The sequence below is a fragment of the Pseudomonas sp. C9 genome (genome assembly GCF_002000165.1).
In the GTDB taxonomy this organism is placed as follows: domain Bacteria; phylum Pseudomonadota; class Gammaproteobacteria; order Pseudomonadales; family Pseudomonadaceae; genus Aquipseudomonas.
Genome location: NZ_MPAK01000001.1, coordinates 236,539 through 257,865, shown reverse-complemented (window position 1 = coordinate 257,865; position 21,327 = coordinate 236,539). Strand labels below are relative to the sequence as shown.

Annotated in this window: 14 protein-coding genes and 2 tRNA genes; 10 read left to right on the top strand and 6 right to left on the bottom strand. The window is 59.1% G+C overall.

The window, feature by feature from the left end:
• Positions 1-10 precede the first annotated feature (10 nt).
• Together BMS17_RS01125 and BMS17_RS01120 are read left to right on the top strand one after the other, a co-directional pair.
• A tRNA-Cys gene (locus BMS17_RS01125) sits at positions 11-84 on the top strand.
• Positions 85-279: 195 nt separating this feature from the next.
• A tRNA-Leu gene (locus BMS17_RS01120) sits at positions 280-366 on the top strand.
• Positions 367-784: 418 nt separating this feature from the next.
• Here BMS17_RS01120 and BMS17_RS01110 read toward each other — a convergent pair.
• The 4 genes from BMS17_RS01110 to BMS17_RS01095 all read right to left on the bottom strand — a co-directional run bounded on the left by BMS17_RS01110 (position 785) and on the right by BMS17_RS01095 (position 6,876).
• Positions 785-3,880, bottom strand: a complete 3,096-nt coding sequence (locus tag BMS17_RS01110; protein WP_077430229.1) for an efflux RND transporter permease subunit — start codon at positions 3,878-3,880, stop codon at positions 785-787.
• Positions 3,877-4,989: an efflux RND transporter periplasmic adaptor subunit gene (locus BMS17_RS01105; protein ID WP_077430228.1), complete on the bottom strand. Its 1,113-nt coding sequence runs from the start codon at positions 4,987-4,989 to the stop codon at positions 3,877-3,879. Before BMS17_RS01105 ends, BMS17_RS01110 begins: the two co-directional genes overlap by 4 nt.
• A 30-nt stretch (positions 4,990-5,019) precedes the next feature.
• Positions 5,020-6,543 (bottom strand): TolC family protein, encoded by a 1,524-nt coding sequence (locus BMS17_RS01100; protein WP_077430227.1) that lies wholly within the window; start codon positions 6,541-6,543, stop codon positions 5,020-5,022.
• A gap of 117 nt (positions 6,544-6,660) precedes the next feature.
• Positions 6,661-6,876 carry a hypothetical protein gene (locus tag BMS17_RS01095; RefSeq protein ID WP_077430226.1) on the bottom strand — a complete coding sequence of 72 codons (216 nt, stop codon included), beginning with the start codon at positions 6,874-6,876 and terminating at the stop codon, positions 6,661-6,663.
• A 234-nt stretch (positions 6,877-7,110) separates the two neighbouring features.
• Between BMS17_RS01095 and BMS17_RS01090 the strand changes: the two genes are divergently transcribed.
• Positions 7,111-7,947 carry a hypothetical protein gene (locus BMS17_RS01090; RefSeq protein ID WP_046027408.1) on the top strand — a complete coding sequence of 279 codons (837 nt, stop codon included), beginning with the start codon at positions 7,111-7,113 and terminating at the stop codon, positions 7,945-7,947.
• On the opposite strand, the gene BMS17_RS01085 is transcribed toward BMS17_RS01090, so the two are convergent.
• Complete coding sequence (locus tag BMS17_RS01085; RefSeq protein ID WP_046027407.1) at positions 7,944-10,835, bottom strand: AAA family ATPase; 2,892 nt, start codon at positions 10,833-10,835, stop codon at positions 7,944-7,946. The genes BMS17_RS01090 and BMS17_RS01085 overlap by 4 nt on opposite strands.
• 360 nt (positions 10,836-11,195) lie before the next feature.
• On the opposite strand from BMS17_RS01085, the gene BMS17_RS01080 reads away from it, so the two are divergent.
• Both BMS17_RS01080 and BMS17_RS01075 read left to right on the top strand, forming a co-directional pair.
• Complete coding sequence (locus tag BMS17_RS01080) at positions 11,196-12,854, top strand: bifunctional 3-(3-hydroxy-phenyl)propionate/3-hydroxycinnamic acid hydroxylase (RefSeq protein WP_077430225.1); 1,659 nt, start codon at positions 11,196-11,198, stop codon at positions 12,852-12,854.
• Positions 12,855-12,856: 2 nt separating this feature from the next.
• Complete coding sequence (locus tag BMS17_RS01075) at positions 12,857-13,504, top strand: TetR/AcrR family transcriptional regulator (RefSeq protein ID WP_046027405.1); 648 nt, start codon at positions 12,857-12,859, stop codon at positions 13,502-13,504.
• Here BMS17_RS01075 and BMS17_RS01070 read toward each other — a convergent pair.
• Positions 13,493-14,758 (bottom strand): NADH:flavin oxidoreductase/NADH oxidase family protein, encoded by a 1,266-nt coding sequence (locus BMS17_RS01070; protein WP_077430224.1) that lies wholly within the window; start codon positions 14,756-14,758, stop codon positions 13,493-13,495. The two genes, BMS17_RS01075 and BMS17_RS01070, sit on opposite strands and share 12 nt — an antisense overlap.
• 229 nt (positions 14,759-14,987) lie before the next feature.
• Here BMS17_RS01070 and BMS17_RS01065 point away from each other — a divergent pair, with 229 nt between their 5' ends.
• The 5 genes from BMS17_RS01065 to BMS17_RS01045 all read left to right on the top strand — a co-directional run bounded on the left by BMS17_RS01065 (position 14,988) and on the right by BMS17_RS01045 (position 21,295).
• A complete protein-coding gene (locus BMS17_RS01065; protein WP_046027403.1) occupies positions 14,988-15,602 on the top strand; it encodes a TetR/AcrR family transcriptional regulator in 615 nt (204 codons plus the stop codon).
• Positions 15,603-15,687: 85 nt separating this feature from the next.
• Positions 15,688-16,779, top strand: a complete 1,092-nt coding sequence (locus tag BMS17_RS01060) for a VOC family protein (RefSeq protein ID WP_046027402.1) — start codon at positions 15,688-15,690, stop codon at positions 16,777-16,779.
• Positions 16,780-16,954: 175 nt separating this feature from the next.
• On the top strand, positions 16,955-17,911 hold the full coding sequence (locus BMS17_RS01055; RefSeq protein WP_077430223.1) for a fumarylacetoacetate hydrolase family protein: 957 nt from the start codon (positions 16,955-16,957) through the stop codon (positions 17,909-17,911).
• A complete protein-coding gene (locus BMS17_RS01050; RefSeq protein WP_077430222.1) occupies positions 17,911-19,812 on the top strand; it encodes an acyl-CoA synthetase in 1,902 nt (633 codons plus the stop codon). The genes BMS17_RS01055 and BMS17_RS01050 overlap by 1 nt, the downstream gene beginning before the upstream one ends.
• A 163-nt stretch (positions 19,813-19,975) precedes the next feature.
• A complete protein-coding gene (locus tag BMS17_RS01045) occupies positions 19,976-21,295 on the top strand; it encodes an outer membrane protein transport protein (RefSeq protein WP_077430221.1) in 1,320 nt (439 codons plus the stop codon).
• Positions 21,296-21,327: the final 32 nt, after the last annotated feature.

Here is a 21,327-nt window from a genome sequence, read left to right as displayed (position 1 = left end):
AGATGCTTGAGGCCGAGTAGCAAAATGGTTATGCAGTGGATTGCAAATCCACCTACGCCGGTTCGATTCCGACCTCGGCCTCCACTTTAAACAAGCTCCGTAGATCGATGATTTACGGAGCTTTTTTATTTGCGCTGTCCCGCAAGATTTAGTCTTGAAATGGGCATTTGCGAACTTGCTTCACGGGGGTGGGATGTATATATTTCCACCTCTGCTGCACGAGCGTCAGAACTGCCAGGTCGTTACTGGCCAGCTTTCAGATCGCTTGACCGCGCTACCGCCCGAATGGCGAAACTGGTAGACGCATGGGACTTAAAATCCCCCGCTCGTAAGGGCGTGCCGGTTCGATTCCGGCTTCGGGCACCATGAATATCAAGGGCTTGCGTGAGAAATCTCATGCAAGCCCTTATTTTTTTGCTCCGCAAAAACCAATCTCTACTCCGCAATTCGCTACAGCTGGTCATTTCGTAGGAGTGACCTTCATGCCTTTGTGCATCCGAATGTACTGTTCGGTCATGCCCACAGTGGTATGCCCTGGTTGAACTCGTGCTACGCGTATATTCCCTGTCAATTCCTCCTTGTCCGTCGCCGTCTTTGCCCGTCAGTCGCGCATCTGAAAGTCAGCTTTCGGAATGCTGGCGTCCTCCCGTGCATCATCAAATCGTTTCCTGAGCATTCCGGTCGTCATCGGCTGACCGTTTTCCATGACGACTGTAATCAGCAAAACAGAGTTTATGGCACGGAGTGGCGGGGCTAAATCAGGGGCATAACGCTACGGTACTCATTACTCCGCAGCGAGCGCGGCGTGCCCCCTCACCGGTTGGGTGTCAGCGTCCATCTGGCGCCCCACCTTGAACCATGCGGCGTACAACGCCGGGACGAAGAAGATCGTCAGTAGCGTTGCCACGGTAAGGCCGCCCATGATCGCAATTGCCATCGGCCCCCAAAACACACTGCGCGTCAGCGGGATCATTGCAAGTACGGTGGCCAGCGCCGTCAGCATCACCGGTCGGGCCCGGTAAATGGCCGCATCCAGCACAGCATTCCACGGGTCGCGCCCCCCGGCGATCTCGATTTGTACCTGATCGATCAGGATCACCGCGTTCCGCATGATCATGCCACCCAGAGCGATGATGCCCAGGATCGCGACGAAGCCCAGCGGTGACTGAAACACCAGCAGCGCGGGTACAACACCGATCAGGCCCAGCGGTGCAGTCAGCATCACCATCCACATGCGGGAAAAGTTCTGCAATTGCAGCATGAGTAACAGCAGGATGGTGATCAGCATCAGCGGTGCCACCGCGAGTAGCGCCTTGTTGGCCTTGTCGCTTTCCTCAACCGCTCCACCCGTGTCGATGCGGTAGCCCGACGGCAGTTTCGCTTCGATGCCCTTAAGCAGTGGCTGGATTTCCTGCGTCACCGATACACCTTGCTCTCCATCCTTCACGTCGGCACGCACAGTGATCGCCATGTCGCGATTGCGGCGCCACAGTACCGGTTCTTCCAGTTCAGAACGCACCTGTGCGACTTGCGACAGAGGCACCACTGTGCCCTGGCGTGTGTAAAGGTTGATGTTTTTCAGTGTGTCGAGATTCAAGCGTTCCTCTGGCACGGCACGGGCCACGATGTCGATCAGGTCCTCGCGCTCACGCAGCTGTGACAGGGTTGCGCCGTTCATCACGGTCTGGGTCGCCAGCGACACGTCGGCCGGCGTGAGGCCCAGCGCGCTCGCCTTGTCCTGATCAAGTTCCACCTTCATCGTGCGCACAGGGTCGTTCCAGTCGAGCTGGAGGTCGCGCACCTTCGGGTTGGACGCAACTACCTTCTCCACGTCGCGGGCGATCTGGCGCACCACCTGGGTATCGGGGCCTACCACGCGGAATTGCACCGGGTAGCCGACAGGTGGCCCCAACTCGAGCCGGGTCACGCGCACCCACGCATGCGGGAATTGTTGGTCGGCCGAGGCCACCAGCCGCGCACGTACCCGCTCGCGTGCATCCAGATCCTTGGTCATCACAACGAACTGGGCAAAGCCCGGGTTCGGCAGCTCGGGGTTGAGCGAGAGATAGAAGCGCGGCGCGCCAGCGCCGGTGTAGGCAGTATAGAAACGCACGTCCTCGTCCTTCGCCAGGATCTCCTCCATGTGCTTGACCTGCTCTGTCGTTGCGGCGAACGAGGCGCCTTCCTTGACGCGTAAATCAATGACCAGCTCAGGGCGCGAACTGTTGGGGAAGAATTGCTGCGGCACCAACTTGATGCAAGCCAGGGCAAGCACCAGAGCGCCCACCGTCGCACCGATGACCACCCAGCGGCGCTCGATGGCGGCGTCGATCAGGCGGCGCAGGCAGCGGTAGAACTTGGTGTCGTGCGGATCAGCGTGCTGGTGCGTGCCCAAGTCGTTGGGCAGCATCTTGACAGCCAGGTACGGCGTGAAGATGCCGGAACAGATCCACGAGAACAGCACCGCGGCACCGACGATCCAGAAAATGCCGCCCGCGTACTCGCCGGTGGTGGACTTCGAGAGGCCGATCGGCAGGAAGCCTACGACGGTGATGAGTGCGCCGGTCAGGCGCGGCATGGCGGTGGACTGGTAGGAAAAGGCGGCCGCTTTCACGCGGTCCATGCCGGTTTCCATCTTCGCCACCATCATCTCGATGGCGATGATGGCGTCATCCACCAGCAGGCCCAACGCGATAATCAGTGAGCCGAGCGAGATGCGCTCGAGGTTCCAGCCCATCGCCAACATCACCAGCGCCACACCGCCCAGCACCAGCGGCACCGTGGCCGCGACCACGAGGCCGGCACGCCAGCCCAGGCTGGCCAGGCTCACCGCGATCACGATGATCAGCGCCTCGGCCAACGCGCGCCCGAAGTCCAGGATTGCATCTTTCACCGTGGTGGGCTGGTCAGCCACCAGCTCCAGCTCTACGCCGTGCGGAAGTTCTGACTGGATCTTCGCGACTGCCGTGTCCATCGCCTTGCCGAGGTCGACGATGTTGCCATCGCTGGTCATGGTGATACCGAGCATCAGCACGGGTTGGCCGTTGTGGCGGACCGTGTAGGTCGGCGGATCTTCGAAGCCACGTGTAACGGTCGCGATGTCGCCGAGCTTGATTAGCCGGCCGCCCGCGGAGATGGGCACGTTGCGGATAGCCTCATCGCTGGTGAACTGGCCACTCACGCGCACCATGACGCGGTCGCCGCGGGTATCAATCTGGCCAGCGGGCAACATCGCGTTCTGGCTCTTGAGGCTTTCGGCGATGGCGAGCGGTGTAATGCCCAGCGCTGCGAGGCGCTCGTGAGAGAACTCGACGTAGACACGCTTGGCCTGCTTGCCGATGAGATCGATCTTCTTGACCATCGGCACCTTCAGCATCTGGCGCTTGATGTCCTCGGCCGCGTCCGTCAGGTCGGCGTGGCCGACACCGTCGCCCTTGACTGCGTACATCAGGCCATACACGTCGCCGTACTCGTCGTTCAGGATCGGGCCGATCACGCCGTCAGGCATCTCCAGGCTCAGGTCGTTGAGTTTCTTGCGCGCCTGGTACCAGGCCTCGCGCTGGTCAGCCTTGGAAGTGCCGCCGCGCACGGTGAGTGTCATGCCTGCGTAGCCTTGCCGCGCGTAGGTGACCACCTTCTCGAAGTTGTCGATCTGCTCGAATTTTTTCTCCATGCGGTTGAGGACCTGGTCCTGCAACTGCTGGGCGGTAGCGCCCGGCCAGATGACCATGGCGGTCATGGAGGGTACGGAAAAATTTGGATCTTCGAGCTGGCCGAGGCGGGTGAAGCTGAACGCGCCAGCCGCAGCGACAATGAGGAGCATGAACAGAACGATGGCGCGATGGCGCAGCGCCCAGTCGGTGAGGTTGAAATTGTTCATCGGGCGGCCTGCTGCGTGGTGTTCGTGTCAACAATCGCCGTGCCGGGAAGCGCGACCCTCAGTCCGGATGCCATCTTCTGCACCCCGGCGGTGACGACCAATGCGCCGGCCCGTGGCCCGGAGACGAGCACTTCATCGTTGCGATAGCCCAATACCGCCACAGGCACCAGCTCGACAGTGCCCAGCGGATTCTTGCCCTCGGGCGTGACCACCCACAGCGATGGCTGGCCACCGCTTTGCGTCAGTGCCGTGGCGGGCACCGCCGCGACCGAGACACTGGTCATCTCGCGCTCGGCCATGACCGTGGCCGTGGCGCCCAGCGGCAGCGCCTGCACCGGCTTGAGCCGGGCGCGATAGGTGCGCGTCTGCGTGGCGGCCTGCGGCGACAGCTCGCGCAGGGTGACATCGAAGGTCTCGTTCGGCGCGCTGGCCAGCGAGGCTTTGAAGTGCGCCTCCTTGAAGGTGGACAGCTGATCTTCGGGCACATCGATGACGATCTCGGATTCGTCCGGATTCGCCACCGAGATCACTGGCTGACCCTCCGCCACGACCTGTCCCGCTTCGATGCGTACCGCCGTGACTACGCCGCTACGGGAGGCGCGCAGTACGGTGTACTTGAGTCGGTTACGTGCGAGTTCAAGCTTTCGCGCCTCGGCCTCGGCAGTGGCGCGCGTGGTCTGGGCGTTGGTGTGCGCACGCTCATCGTCAGCCGCGCTGACTGAGCCATCAGCCTTCAGGGCCGTCAGGCGCTGGCGATCCGATTCCGCCTGACGCGTCTGCTCCACGGCAGCCGCCCACTGCTGTTGCGAGGCTTCCTCCGCGAGGCGGTAGTCGCTGTCGTCCAGCACAGCCAATATGTCACCTTCGTGCACCAACTGACCGACATCAACCTTGCGTTGGGCCACCTTGCCGCCGACCCGAAAGGACTGCTCGACTTCGTGCCGCGACTGCACGGTGCCCACGTAGCGACTGACGTCGCGGGCATTGTCGTAGTTGATTTCAACGGTACGTACCGCTCTGGGGGCCGGCACGGACGGCTGGTCCGGGCTGCACGCGCAAAGCATCACGGCGACGGCCAGGGCGCCGACCGCAGTAAGGGAATTCTTCAAGACGGTTCCTCTTTGGAAAACGACAAAAACTCAGGAAAGTGGTGGTCGGTCGGTTTTAGCGGACGCGGACGCGGTCGGGTTGGCGGGGTGTTCGAACACCTGCCAGCCCCCGCCCAGTGCTTTGTAAAGCTGCACACTGTCGAGCAGCAGTCGGGTGTTGCTTTCGTTGGCACTCAGGCGTGCAGTCAGGCGCGCACGCTGCGAATCCAGCAGGGGCAACAGGTCGATCTGCCCGCGGGTGTAGAGCGACTGAGCGCGATTCTGTGCCGTCTCCGCAGACGCGGCGGCCAGTTGCAGTGACCCGGAACGGCGACGTTCCTGCGCCAGCGTGACCAGGGCGTTTTCCACATCTTCGAGCGCCCGCACGATGCCGTCTTCGGCGCGCAACAGCGCTTCTTGCTGAGCACTTTCAGCCGCATCGTTGATTGCTTGTGTGCGCCCCGCATTGAAGAGCGGCATCGCCAGCAGGCCCGCGACGTTGGTGAAGCGCGCAGCGCCGAGATCGGCGCCGTTCAGGTTGAGACCCTGGCGGCCGAAGGACGCGCCGAGGAAGAGTTGCGGGAACCACTCCGCTTTCGCTTGCTGGCGACGGGCATTGGCGGCGTCGAGTTGTGCCATCAGCGCCAGTACGTCAGGTCGGCGTTGCAGCAACTCGGCGGGCTGCCCGGGCTTGGCCTCGGGTACGTCGGCCAGGTCTGCGCCCGGAGGCTGGATGTTTGTGGTGTTGAAAGACTGGTCGGCGATCAGCACCGCGATACGGTGACGAGCTACCGCCACTTGGGTTTCCAGCGGCGGAATCTGCGCCCGCGCCGACAAGGCGTCGGTTTGTGCACGCTCGACGTCGAAGGCGGATGCCAGCCCCACCTGTTGACGCGCGGAGACCAGACGCAGCGTCTCATCCTGCATGGCCGAAATTGCGCGGAGCGTCGCGACCTGGCGCTGTGCTCCGACCAGTGTGAAATAGTTGCTGACGACATCGCTCATCACCAGCAGGCGTACGCCTCGCATGCTGTGTTCGGCGGCCAGTGCATCGGCGTCTGCCGCCGCCGCACCGGCTCGCAGCCGGCCGCTCAGGTCGATTTCCCACGAGACATCCAGACCCGCACTGGCGGTCCTGGTATCCGGATAGCCCTGTTTTACCGCCGAGTTGAAGCCGCTGCTGCGGTCGCTGCCGGAGACCGATGCACCGACACTCGGGAGCAGCCAGGATTGGCTGACCGTTTCTCCGGCTCGCGCTGCACGCAAGCGTTCGGCGGCCATCTTGACGTCGCGGTTTTCACGCGCGGCGCGGCGCACCAGATCCGACAGCAACGGGTCGTGGTAGACCTCCCACCACGCCGCCTCGGGCTCCATTTCGGAGGCCGTACTCGCGGCGAAGTGGCTCGGCACGTCTACCGATGGCTTGACGACCGGCGTGGAGCAACCGGAAAGGGCGAGGGCGATCGAAGTGACAAGGGTTGCCGCCATGGCGAACCCAGTCGAGCATGGGGTCCGTTGCAAGGTTATCCCACCGGTATGGCGAGGCAGCGGAGGGAGGGTGGAAAGTCGCAGCATTAGAAATGGACTCGTGTAGTTCGAGGTGGCGTCAGCGTAGGGGCCTCTGTGCGCGAAGTAGTCAGCGAAACGTCGCCGTTCGGTCGCCATGCACACGTGATGTCGATGTCGGAACGGTCATTCGCCGTCCCTTTCTATCGCCTGTTCACGGTCTGCTGACGCCAGATCAGAGCCAATTGACTCCAGCAACTCTTCGGCGGACGAGAACTCGCGCTGACGCCCGGTGACCAGGTTCTCGAGGCGGCCCATCAGGGCCTTCGGTCCGGCATCACTGCGCAATTTGACGACGTAGGAGCGTCGGCTCGGGTATTTGGATTCAGGGTTAAGGCTCATCGCAGACCTGGGGATCGAGAAAGTTCGATGCCAGCGTAAGCCGCCCCTTGGGAGGAGTCGTAAGCGAAAGGTCAGGGTTTGGTCGGATAACGTCTGTCTGCCACAACAGTCGTCACCTGACGTTCCCCAAACTGACTCATGATGCTACAGGGATCTCTTTTCGAACATTGAATTTCGACGGATCATGGCGTTGGGGCCGATTCATTCAAACGGCATCACCGGGAGCATCAGGGAATGAATTTTTTTGATTTCATCCGATCAGTTCCAGATGTTGTCTGGTCTGGCTTGTTAGCGTCGGGTCTGACACTCGGGGGTGTTCTTATTTCCAACAGGAGCAATAAATCGCGGTTGGAAATGCAACTTAATCATGATGCGACCATAAAGTCTCAAGAGCGTACCGCGTCGCTAAGGCGAGATGTTTACCTGGATGCGGCGAAAAAAATGCCGAAAGCGTTGAGTTCATTAATCGAGCCTTCCGATAGGGATGAGTCATTCACCGTTAGCCCTGGTTTAAGCGATTTCTTTTCCGTTGCCGCGCAGATTCAGCTAGTGGCGGAGCCTGTGACGGCATCGTTAGTCGGTGAGCTGGTATCAAAATATAACGATCTTTTGATGAAGTCCGCCTTCAGTAGAGCGGTACTTGGTAAGGCTATCAGTGACAGAAATGGCTGGAGAAGAAAGTGCGAACGCGCAGTTTCTGAGTCCGAGCGAGTGCTGCTTGAGCTCAATAGGTTGAAAGAAGTGCCACCTACAGATTCGAAAATGATTGACGCGGTGATGGGGTCTTATGAACGTTATTTTAACGAGTCGGAAGAGGCAAGGCTGGCGCTGAACGGTGCTGAAACACGGGTGAGAGTAGAGCGTCTTAATTTGCTGAAGCGCTTGTTGCCAAACGTCAAGGACATTGCTGAGTTTCAGGTTTCAGTTCTCATTGGTATCCGGAACGATCTGGGTTTGACTTCGGATGTTGAGTTGTTGGAGCTTCAAGCTAAAAAAGAATTAACGATTATGGAGAATACAATTAGTTCTTTAGAGGAATTGGTTGATCTGTATAGCGGTGACAAATTTTAGGGGCTGAAAATAATGAGGCTGCGCGCACGTTTTACCAATTCAGTCCCATGCGTTTCGGGCAATTGGTCAATCAGCCTCACCAACGCCTGGTGATCTTCAGTGGTAGCGTCGTGTTGCTCACACAGCTCGACCCTTGCGAGCAGCTCCAGCCACGATGCTTCCTGGGCGCGTGCCTCCTCAATCGCACGCCGCACCGCCACGCTGCTGGCATCCGGTCGACCCTGAACTCGCGCGATCGCGGCCTCCAGCAGCAACAGCTGCGGCAGGTATACGCGTTCGCCCAGTTCCTCTCCCACCCGGAAGGCTTCCTGCAATTCAACGTGCGCTGCGTCGTAATCGCCTGCCAGTAGCAGCGCTTCGGCGGCGTAGCCGAGTACTTCGCTGGCACCGGAGCGCATGCCGAGTCCGGTATGTTCCTCGTACGCCTCGCGGATATTTCGGTAGCCGTCGCGGGGTGCACCGTTGCGTGCGTCGGCCCAGCCGCGCCACCAGCGGCAAGCCGTGCGCCCGAGTGCGAGGGAATTTTCATCGACGAGCTTCTGCATGTCGTCAGCCAACACTGTCACACGTACAGGGTTTCCCAGTCGTACCTCGATCAACACCTCCTGCCATGCAGCGACCAGCCATGTCATGGGTTGTCGAAGCGCATGTGCGCGGGTTCGTGCCCGCTGCATATGGGTTCGTCCTTGCTCAATCAGGCCAGAACGCACCAGCTCGATGGCCAGCATACCGTGCAGCATGACTTGGGGATCCGCTGCAAAGATCTCGTTGGTCCCGATGTCCAGCGGCTCGGCGATCGCGAGGGCGCGCTCTAACCAGCGGCGAGTCGTTTTCGTACGACCCTGGAGGTGATGCACCTCGCCCTGAACGATGCATGCTGCCAGCATGAGCACTTGATCGTTTGCGTTCCGGGACAGCGCTTCAGCACGCACTGCCACTTCCAAAGCCTGCGAATAATCGCCGCGCAAACCGAGCAGATAGCCGAATCCGTGCAGAAGGCGCCCGCGCATAGGGTGCTCGGGTACATCCGCTAGCAGTGTGTACGCACGTTCGAAAGCCCCCTTGGTTTCGCTGCCGACACCGAACATGTGGAAGGCCGAAACCCCCTGCAACGTGGCCAAGGTAATTTCGAGCGTATCGCGCTCCACCCCTTTGGGTGCATGCATAAGCAGGATCAGGGCGCGCTCAGTGAGGCCGATGCACAAGTCCGGGCTGAAGTGCTGTAGCGCGGCTTCTGCGGCCTCGGCGTAGTAGCGCAGCGCGATCATCGGCAGCCGAGCACGGTCGAAGTGCATCGCCAGTTCCGAGGCCGCAACCGACACACCGGCCGAGCGCTCGCGTTCGAGGGCAGTGCCCACCTGGCCATGGAGATCGATGCGCAACGAACGCGGCGTGCGGTCATACAGCACTTGGCGAAACAGGGCGTGCCGGAACGAGTAAGGAGGCTCTACCGCCTCGTCAACATCGGGAGCCCGCGAATGTGAGAGCCATACCTGCTCACGCATCAGTTCTTCACAGGCGCCGATCACTGAAGAGAGATTGCGCCCCAGGGCTAGCGAAACCGTCTCAACCCGGAAGTCGGCCCCGCACACCGCAGCCGCCGAAAGGAGTGCACGTTGCTCCGGACCCAGCTTGGCGATGTAGTGATCAATGATGGCGGCCAGGTTGTCGGGAACCGCCAGATCCGTCAGTCGAGCTTCGATGGTGGTTTCGTCTTCTTTTGCATCCATCACTTCACTGATGATCGAGGAAACGAACAACGGCACGCCGTCGGTCCGTTCGTGCAGGGCGCGCACGAAGGCTTCATCGCGTGCCAGTGAGGCTGAACGCAGCGCCACATAGTCGGCGACCTCGGTTTCCGAAAAAGGGTCGAGCACCACTTCCTCGCACAAGCGTTGCAGTCGCAGTTCGTGTCGCAATGAGCTGAGCGGATGGTCGAGCGCCACCACTTCGGCAAGGCGGAAGCTCGACAGCCACATGAGCCGGGCGGGGCCTCGTCGTCGCGCCATGTAGTTGATGAGCTGGACCGTCGCCCGGTCGCTCCAGTGCAGGTCTTCGGTGACCAGCAAGAGAGGGCGCAGCTCTGTGTAGCGGTCCAATAGTTCACCGAATTCCCTCAGCATGCGCTCCGGGCCGACACCGGCCAGCTCGCGCCGCAATGCGTCTCGCTCCTGCGTGCTACTCAACCACGGCAATTGCAGCAGCCAGGTGGGTGCCACATCGCGCAACAACGCCGGCAGGCTCGGGTCGTTGCGGCACAGATCGGCTAATGCCTCCAGCACCGGCAGGTATGGCTCGCCGGTGCCGAAGTGCTCCATGCAATGGCCGCGTGCGCAGGCGATGCCGCCAAGGCCGGCGAGGAAATGTTCGATCAATGTGGTTTTGCCGATCCCCGGTTCTCCAGCAAGCCAGACCACGGCACGCTGGCCAACACCGGCTCGCTCCCACGCCCGCTTCAGCCTCGAGGCCTCGTCAATGCGACCGATGAATGGCGGAAACGGATGTGTGTCGGTCGCCGTAACTGCCATGGAAGTAGGCGGTATCGAAGCAGCAGGGGGCGATACGGCGATGAAGCGATAGCCACGCCGCGACACCGTCTCGATAAAACGAGGGTGCTTGGGGTCATCGCGCAACACTTTGCGCAGATCGCTGATGGCCGTTTTCAGGACAGAATCGCTGACAAACCGATGCCCCCACACGGCATCCAGCAAGGCGTCTTTGGATACCAACGACCCCGGCTGGCGGGCGAGCACGCATAACAACAGAAAGGGGGTCGGCGCCAACGCCACCGCTTGCCCATCACGCAACAGGCAAGCGTTAGTCTCGTTGAGTTCGAACTCGCCAAAGTCAAGCAGGGCAGGGGACGGATGGGGCTGCGGACGCGCCACGGTTGATTCCTAAAGACTTGAAACAGGGTAGTGCGTTGAAGTTTCGCACGGGATTCAACGTTGAAAAAAATGTTCCTGCCGTCCTGGTCCATTGCTGACATGACAACGCTGATCGGCTCTGAAGCCAAGCGTCGTCGGTCGGAAACTGGCACACGTGCAACTTCACGCCACGCGCCTTAACGCGGCCACTGACGCCTTTATCTCAGCTCGTCCGGTCGGTCACATTACGGTTTTTCAATGATCTCAAAAAATAATGACAAAAACATCAATATTGAAATATCTCTCAATATTGCATACCTTGAGTCTGCCTGACGATGAGACCTGCGCGCCTCACGACTTCAATCACAACAAGGGCTCGAAATGAACAACAACAAGAAAGATTCCGAATTGCCTCCCTCCGCCGTTGACGTGCTGGTCGTCGGATACGGTCCGGTTGGTGCAACAATCGCGGCGCTGCTCGGCCGCTACGGGGTTACGACCCTGGTGCTGGATAAGCTCCATGAAATCGTACTGATGCCTCGTGCCATTGCCCTGGACAACGAGGCGCTACGCATCCTGCAACTCGCAGGTTTGTCGGAAGACGCTTTCGAGAAGATCGTCATCCCTGAAGTGAAGATGCACTCACCGGTACTCGGGCAATTCGGTCGAGCCAATACCGAGGGGTGTATCGACGGCCATCCCAAGCTTGTGACGTTCTATCAACCCGACCTCGAACGAGCGATGCGTGGCCAGGTTTCCCGGCTGAAATCAGTGACCAGCCTGGGTGGTTTCGAGCTGGAGAGTCTGGTCGAAGAAGCGCAGGGCGTGGTCGCCACCGTACGGGATCAAAATGGGCACTCGCATACTGTCCGCGCCCAGTACCTGATCGGTGCGGACGGCGCCAGTTCCAGGGTCAGAGCGCTGATTGGTCAGGAGTTCGAAGGACAGACCTATGCGGAGGATTGGCTGATTGTCGACGTCAAGAACCGGCATAAGTCAGCGATTGATCACATTGAGTTTCTCTGTAATCCGCTGCGCCCAACGCCGCACATGCCGGCACCCGGCGGCAGGGAGCGTTGGGAGTTCATGCTGCAATCCGGCGAGTCCCGGGAAGAGCTGGAAAGCCCGGAAAGCATAGCCCGGCTGATCGCGCCATGGATCAACCCGCAGGAACTGGAAATCGAGCGCAAGGCGGTGTATCGATTCCACGCGCGGTGCTGCAACAGATTCAGCCAGGGGCGCGTTTTTCTCGCCGGCGACGCCGCGCACATCACGCCCCCTTTTGTCGGGCAAGGTCTCGTCGCGGGACTTCGGGATGGCTCCAACCTTGCCTGGAAACTGGCTTGGGTCCTTCGCGGCCATGCCACGCCTGCAATACTTGAGACCTATGACGTAGAACGCCGTCCCCACGCCCAGGCGATGATCAATCTGGCGAAACTCATGGGGCGCCTGGTGATGCCCAAGAACAAGATCGCCGCATTCTTTATCCACGGCCTGATGCGTACGCTGGCGTTGACTCCCGCTACCAGGAGGTACTTCGAACAGTTGGACATCAAGCCGAAGAACACCTTCAAGCACGGCCTGTTCGTACAGCATCGCCGGGGCGATAAACTGGTGCGTGGCAGCTTGTTTCCCCAGGCCTGGATACGCAACCTGAAAAAGCAGATCAAACTGAGTGACGATGCGCTTGGAGACAACCTGACCCTGGTTGGATTCGGTGTTGACCCGTTGTCACTGCTGACCCCTGAACAGATCGTTTCCTGGGAAAAAATGGGAGGTCACTTTTTAGAGGTCAGAGCTCGCGGCCAACGCTCCGGCGGCAGCTGTGACTTCATCGAAGACATGAACCATGAGATCCTGCCGCTGGCTGCCAAGGGAACGCTCGTCGCGGTTCGCCCCGACCGTATCATCATGCACCACGCCCCTGGCGCAGAGGCAGGCAATCTCCTTCAGGAATGCAGGCGCTTGCTGGCCGGCAAAGACGCCACTCTGGACAGCGTTTCCATTACCATCAACCAGCCCATTAGATTGCGAGCTTGATAATGCATTCCCCCACTCTTCCTTTAGAATCTGACGCGCCAGAACCTCTAACGAGAGGTCACAAGAAACGTGAGCGCACCCGTCGCGGTCTCGTGGACGCGGCATTACGCCTTATTGCACGTAAGGAAGTGGGGGAGATCGCATTGCTCGAGGTCGCCGCGGAAGCAGCGGTATCCAACGGCACCATCTACAATTATTTTCGAACTCGCGACGAGGTATTGGAGGCGGTGGGCATCGCCATGGCCGCCGAGTTCTCCGATGCCATTTCCGCAATGAGCAGGGACGTGCACTGCGGCGCACAGAGGCTTTCGATCGGCGTGCGCATGTTTGTATGCCGGGCCGCGGCCGACCAGCAATGGGCGAATGCGTTGCTGCGCATCATCCATTTCGACCAGGCAATGCGCTCGCGTCTGGCTGACCATGTACTGGGCGATCTGCGTGAGGGACAGCGAGCGGGCACGTTTGCTTACGAGGACGAAGGTGTCGCTCTGGATATTGTCTTGTCGTGCACAACCGGAGCCATGCGCTCGGTTGTCGAGGGGCGGGCAGTGGCTGAGCACGATCTGCGGGTTGCCGAAATGGTTCTCCAGGCTCTGGGCGTCACGCCTGCCAGAGCCAGGAAGATTGCCGGCAAGCCGCTACCGGTCTGAACGGATGTCATCCTTTTGCCAGGCTTGATCAATCCATCGCCGATAGCTCTTCGCCTGGCGACGAGCCTTCAACTGATTGCCGATCAATGCCATGAGTGGCGACGTCGCGGGGTTTGTCCGTTTTCCTTGGCTCAGCAAGCCGAGCTGCTTCTTGATCACCGACGCCACGGCAAGTGACGCCAACGTCTTGTTCTTCCATCGGACGACGATGGGCTCCACTTTGATGTCGCGACCCGCCATCCACTGTTTCGGCAGGGCTGGCTCGATTGCTAACGCAGTAGCAAGTCCGACCATCGACACCGAGCCGCTCACCACTCGCTCGGCGACCTCCTTTCTACGCACGCCGCCGGTGACCATCAGCGGCATGCACGCTATTTCTCCTATTTTCTCCGCGAACTCAAGAAAATAGGCTTCTCGCGCCAAGCGGCTGCCATCGCGGGTCTGTCCCTGCATGGCCGGGCTTTCGTAGCTGCCACCCGACAATTCGACCAGGTCGACCGCCTTCTCGTTAAGCATTTCCACCACGCGAGCCGCGTCCTCGGCATTGAACCCGCCACGCTGAAAGTCCGCGGAGTTGAGCTTCACGGCGACGCAAAAGATCGGTGCCACTCGCTGACGTATTGCGTCGATGGTTTTCAATAGAATTTGCGCGCGGTTTTCCAGGCTACCGCCCCAGCGGTCTTCGCGCCGATTGGTCAAGGGCGAAAGGAATTGGCTGAACAGGTAGCCATGCGCTGCATGAATCTCCACGCCGGTGAATCCGGCGCGCTCGGCCAGCACCGCCGCTTGGGTATAGCGCTCGATCAGTTCTTCGATCTCCTGCTCCTCTAAAGCCCTGGGCGGCACAAACGCTTTTGAAAGTCCGGGGATATCGACCGCCACTGCGGAAGGCCCCCTTGCCGATTGCCCCATTGAAGCCAACAGCTGCCGTCCGGGATGATTGATTTGCATCCAGGCCTGGGCCCCACGGCTGCGGCAAGCCTCGGCCCAAAGCTTGAATTTGCCCAGGTTCCGATCATCCTCAAGCACTACACCAGCGGGGCCGGTCAAGGCGTGACGGTCAACCATGACGTTGCCGGTGATGATCAGACCGGCACCACCCTCCGCCCAACTCCGATAGAGCTTGACCAGCGCGTCCCCTGGAGCGTGATCCTCATTGGCAAGGTTCTCCTCCATGGCAGCCTTGGCGATCCGGTTTGGAATCACCGTGCCGTTGGGCAATCGAAGCGGTTTGAAGAGATTTGAGCCGGTCATGTTCTGTCCTTCAGCTGATAAAGAGTCAGTCAACATAATTGAACATGCGTGTTCAGTTGTGTCAATGTGCAGCACTTTTGCTGACCCGGCATCATCGATCAAGACAATCGGATTATTTAGGTTTAAGCCCATTATTCAGACAGGGAAACCAACATGCTAAAAAATATGGTTGACGTAAAATGAACACGAGTGTTCAATCAGCCCATAAGGTAATCCTGGAGAGAGAACCGTGGAATCCCTGAATCCAACACAACGCCGCATTCATCAAGCCGCCTTTCGCCTGTTCGCTGAAAAAGGCACCTCACAAGTGAACATTCTCGACCTCGCACAAGAGGCAGGCGTGGCGCGCGGAACGGTCTATAGCAACATCGACAGCATGGAAAGCCTGTTCGAGGCGGTTGCCAGTCATCTCGCGAGGGAGATGCATGAACGCGTCAACAAGAGCTTCAATTCCCTCACGGATCCTGCTCATCGCCTGGCCAATGGCATTCGATTCTTCATTCGCCGAGCGCACGAAGACTCCCAGTGGGGCGCGTTCATCCATAAATTTGCCATGAGCAATTCTGCGTTGCGCGAAATGTTCAGCAGCCAGGCGACCAGGGATCTTCTGAGCGGGCTTACCACTGGGCGCTACACGTTTGCGCAGGAGCAATTGCTCTCGGTACTGACGCTGATATCGAGCAGCGTACTCGGCTCGATTTTCCTGGTGCTGGAAGGTCACCGGACGTGGCGCGAGGCGGGCTCTGATACCGCCGAGCTGGTACTGCGGGCATTGGGTGTGCCGTCAGAGGAGGCGCGTGCGTTGGCGACCATGGAGTTGCCGGCACTTTCATCTCTCGACTAAATCCGTAACTGACTTGACTGGATAAACCCCTGGATTTTCAGGGGTTCGGGACAGCTTTGCCCTAAAAAACCGGAAAACAAGAACAATGAACAATAAAATCGAATTGCATCGGTTGGCGACGCAACAGCCCGCCCGGCATCCTCAGCCGACGGTAAAGGCCCGGGATCTGACGCACCTGATCTTCCAGCGGCCGGACTTGGATGAGGCGGCGCGGTTCCTGACTGACTTCGGCCTGGCGGTAAGTCGGCAGGAGGCCGATACGCTCTATATGCGGGCCACTGACGCCACTGCATATTGTTACCGTGTCCAACGGGCCGAACATGCACGTTTCATCGGGTTCGGACTTGCCGTGCAGTCTCTGGACGAACTGGAAAAGCTCACTCGAATCCCGGGTGCGTCATCGGTCGAGAAATCGGAACATCCTGGTAAAGGGTATTACGTCAGACTGACGGATCCTTCTGGGTTCATTGTGGAAGCCGTCTGCGACCAGACGCCATGCAAGACGCTGGCCCATAGAACTCCTCTCAACTGGAATCTGGCGACGGAACAACCGCGAATCAACGCCACGCAGCGCCCGCCGATTGCTCCCCCTGAAGTCCTCAAGCTTGGCCACATCGTCATTGAAGTGGCCGACTATCAAGCAACCTGTGCCTGGTATACGCAGCATTTCGGGTTTATTCCCAGCGATGTGCAGGTACTTCCCGATGGCACGCCTATCGTCACTTTCATGCGCCTTGATCTCGGTGACATTCCTGCGGATCACCACACGCTCGCGATTGCGCAAGGGTTCATGGCTACCTACAGCCATAGCGCCTATGAAGTCGTCGATGCAGACGCCGTGGGTATGGGGCAGCGCGTTTTGCGCGACCGCGGCTGGGAGCACTCATGGGGTATCGGCCGACACATTCTGGGCAGTCAGATCTTCGATTACTGGCAAGACCCTTGGGGTGACAAGCACGAGCACTACTGCGACGGGGATCTTTTCACGGCCACTCGGCCTACGGGCATTCATCCGGTCAGCCCCGAGGCAATGGCGCAGTGGGGGCAGCGCATGCCCAAGAGTTTTACCAAACCCAAGATGAGCCTGGCCAATCTGCTTCTGCTGATCCGCAACCTGCGACGCAGCCCGGACCTGACCATTCGAAAGTTGGTAACACTCATGCGGATGTTCGGGTAGAGCTGTCGCCATGTCAGGCCGTTCAATCAGATATGGCCGGCGCGATGTGCTCAAAGCCGGCGCTGTGATCGCCGGCGTCTCGATGGTTTACAGCGTTACCAGCCCGCCCTCAGAACAACACCAGAATTCTCGTGCCATCGAGCACGGGGAAAACACCGCTCCAGGAGTGCCTTCAATGTCTGCAGTACACGTAGTCCGCTTTGAGTTTCAGAATGGTATCCATTGGGGCGTGCTACGCCAGGGCCGTATCACAGTTGTTCCCGGTGTCTTTGAAACCACTGGCGACTTCATTCGCCAGAACAGTATCGACGACCTCGCTCAACTGAAAGGTTCGGAGTTGGAGGAGGGTGAAGTAAAACTGCTGTCTCCGGTCACCCGTAACCAGCAGTTCGTCTGCCAGGGTGCCAATTACCGCCAGCACATGATCGAGTCGGGCATGGACCCGGATGCGAAGAAATTCAATATGATCTTCACCAAGGCGACGAGTTGCCTGGTGGCGGCTGACAGCGACCTCATCAAACCGCGCCACGTGCGCTTCCTTGACTACGAGATCGAACTGGGTCTTGTGATGAAGCGCTCAATCACCGGCGCTATTGCTGTCACAGACGCCAATCTGCATGAGTTCATAGCAGGCGTCGTCATTGTCAACGACTACTCGGCTCGTGACATTCAGATTCCCCAGATGCAGTTTTACAAAGGCAAGAGCTACCGCACTTTCGGCCCGGTCGGCCCGTACCTCTGCCTTCTGGATGCCAAGAGCATGCATTACCTGAAAGCACTGCAGCTACGCCTGACAGTCAACGACCAGGTGCGACAGAACGACAGCACGGCCAATCTGGTTTACGGCCCCGCTGAAACCCTGACTGAACTCTCCGCCTTGCAAGATCTCGCCGTTGGAGACCTGATCGCCACCGGTACGCCTGCCGGATGTGCCCTGACGATCCCTTCGCCTGCCAAAATGCGCATTGCAGCCCTGCTGCCCGAAACCACCAAGTGGAAGCTTTTCCTCAAGGCGCAGGAAGGCCGGACGCAGTATCTCAAGGTCGGTGACGTGGTCGAGGCGCGCATTCGCAGCGCCGATGGTGTGATCGACCTCGGCGTACAACGCAACCGCGTCGTGGGGGAAGCCTGATGGTAGTGCAGACCCTGGATGACATCGAAAGCCTCGAACGCGTCCCCTTGTCGGAGCGTGGCCTGGCTAGCAGCACTTATGAAGTTCTGCGTCAGGCGGCCGAGCGCTCCCCCGAGGCACCAGCGCTCAGTTTCTTCGCCGATGCTGCCGATTTCAAACGCACCTACAAGTGGAACTACTCCCATCTTTTCGCGGATATCACCCGCGCGGCAAATGCCTTCCATGACCTGGGCATAAAACCGGGCGAGGTGATTGCCTTCATCCTGCCCAACCTGCCGGAAACCCACTTCACTCTATGGGGCGGGGAGGCGGCGGGGATTGCCATGGCGATCAATCCTCTTCTTGAAGCCAAGCAGTTGGCTGGCTTGTTGAATGCCGCGAAGGCATCCGTGGTGGTGACGCTCGCGCCGATGGCGGGCAGTGACCTGTGGCCCAAATTGGCGTCGCAGCTGAATCAGTTGCCCACGGTCAAGTCTGTTGTCTGGGTCAGCATGGAGCCCTATGTCGCGCAACCTGTACGTGGAGCTCTGAAAGCCGTGGCGCTGAAGGAACGAGACTTACACAGCGGCATCGCGATCCACGATTGGCAATCGCTGATGAACACTCAGCCGCACACACACCTGAAGAGCGGTCGACAAATTCGTCAGGATGAGTGCGCCTCCTACATCTGTACGGGCGGCACTACCGGGCTCCCCAAGATCGCCGCGCGTACTCATGGCTCGGAAGTATTCAACGCATGGGCCGTAGCGGCTCACTTGCAGCCACGCAGTGGTGGCCAGGTTATCTTTTGTGGCCTGCCGCTGTTTCATGTCAATGGCCAGCTGGTGACTGGGCTGATGCCTTGGACGCAAGGCGACCATGTGATCCTCGGGACGCCTCAGGGGTATCGGGGCGAGGGAGTGATCCCACGATTCTGGGAGATGGTCGAGCACTTCGGTATCAACCTCTTTTCCGGCGTGCCAACTGTCTATGCCGCACTTCTGCAAAATGAATGGCAGGGCCGGGATCTGTCCAGTCTTCGCTTTGCCATGTGTGGCGCTGCACCGATGCCGGCTGAGCTTTTCCGGGAGTTCGAGCGCCGGACCGGGGTGAGGATCCTTGAAGGTTACGGTCTTACCGAGGGTGCCTGCGTCTCTTCAATCAATCCACCCCATGGCGAGCGCCATATCGGCTCCATCGGGATGCGGATCGCCTACCAGAATATGCGCGCGGTCCTGCTCAATGATTCGGGAGAGTACCTGCGCGACGCCAACGTGGATGAGATCGGCCTCATCACGATCAGTGGTCCGAACCTCTTCGAGGGTTATCTGGAGGAGCGTCATAACCAGGGCCTCTGGATCGATATCGACGGTCAGCGCTGGCTGAATACAGGCGATCTGGGTCGCCAGGATGCGCAAGGTTACTTCTGGCTGACCGGACGCAAGAAGGAACTGATCATCCGCGGCGGCCACAACATTGATCCCAAGCAAATTGAAGAAGCTCTTCAGACGCATCCCGCCGTCGCCTTGGCCGCTGCAATCGGCAGCCCCGATGCCTACTCGGGCGAGGTGCCGGTTGCGTACGTTCAACTACGCCCCGGACAAGTGTGCAACGCCGAAGAGCTCCAGATATTCGCACATCACAACATCAGCGAGCGGGCAGCAGTTCCCAAGCGCATTGAAATCCTCAACGCGCTGCCACTGACGGCCGTGGGCAAGATATTCAAGCCGGCTTTGCAGCAGCGGGAGATTGCCAAAGTAGTCCTGCAGGAAGTCGAACGTCTGGGGCTTTCGGATATTGCTGTTGAAGTCGTGCAGGACAATCGTCGTGGGCAGGTTGCCTGCGTCAGGGCCGGCACCGACCAGGAAGTCCTGGCTCCGCTTTTGGGGCGTTACAGCTTTCAAGTCGAGTGGATTAATTGAGTTCCTGATTCGCAGTCTGTAAGTCCAGCAGTCATTCCCTGGCGCTGTTCAGCCAGGGTGTTTTACACACCATCGATCAACTCCAGCCGGCACTGAGAAGTGCACAGGACGGCGAAGCCTTGCCTGCGTGCAATCAACAAAAACAATAAACAAGAGGTGGAAAATGAAACTGAATAGCCGCGTGATCCCGTGTCTCTCTGCTCAGCGTAAGTGTGCTGTCTGGATTAAATTCAGCAGCGCCATCGCACTACTCAGTGCCTCCACTATTGCCAGCGCCAATGGCATTGCCTTAAACGAACAAAGTGCAAGCAGTGCGGGAACTGCTTATGCGGGAAGGTCATCTTCCGCGCTGGACGCCAGCACCATCTATGGAAATCCCGCAGGTTTGACCAAGTTGAAGCGCACTGAGATTTCCGGTGGTGCGGCGGTCGTTTCGGTGAGCGACGACATCAGTGATGCACAGAGCAGTGCCACAGGAACGAATAAAGGGGACTCCGTGCCGTTGGGAGTTGTGCCCTTCGCTTATATGTCGACGCCACTTGACGATCGTTTTTCGATTGGCCTGGGTCTCTATGCTCCGAGTGGTCTGATCAATGATTACGAGAGCACTTTTCAGGGCCGCTACCATGGTTCCTATAGCACGACAAAGGAGATTACCCTTCAGCCCACCATTGCCTGGCGGATCAATGATTACGTGTCCATTGGTGGCGGACCGACCATAAACCACTTCAATGCAAAGCTTCAAAACTACCTGGCCACCGGCGCCCTGAACAACGGCGAGGACACACTGGTCACCATCAAAGGCGATGACACAGCACTCGGCTACAACGTAGGCATCTTGGTTGACTTTACTGAGGCAACCCGTTGGGGGATCAACTATCACTCGAAGGTGGACTATGAACTCGAAGGGCATACTGAGGTTTCTGGCTCCCCGAGCGTGATCCCTCTGGACGGAAAGTATGACAACAAGATTGACCTCACTATGCCCGAATCCGTGGACACGTCTATCACCCATCATTTCAATAGTCGCTGGACGGGCTATCTGGGGACTACTTGGAAACGTTGGAGCCGGATCCAGAAGGTCGAGGCAATCAACAGCGGTCTTTCCCCCGTGGGTCAGGCGGCTGGCCTGGGAAGTGTGATCGAAGAAATGAACTGGCGCGACACGTGGAGCACCGCAGTTGGCGCCTCCTATCAATTGAACCAACAATGGCTGTTGCGCGCAGGCTACGCCTATGACCCGTCGCCAATCAGGAATGCTGATCGCAGCGTGCGCATTCCGGTTGGGAATCGCCAAGCCGTGACTTTGGGGGGGGCTTACTCACCGAGTTCCGATCTGACGATAGACTTTGCTTATGGTTATCTCTGGGATTCCAAAGTTTCCGTAAAGCAGCCGAACAACTCCGGTGTTCAACCTGAATACAGTGCCAACTACGACAACAGTGCGAATGGGGTTTCAGTGCAGGCTACCTATCGGTACTAAGCGACCTGACCTAAAAGCCCTCAACCTTCGCG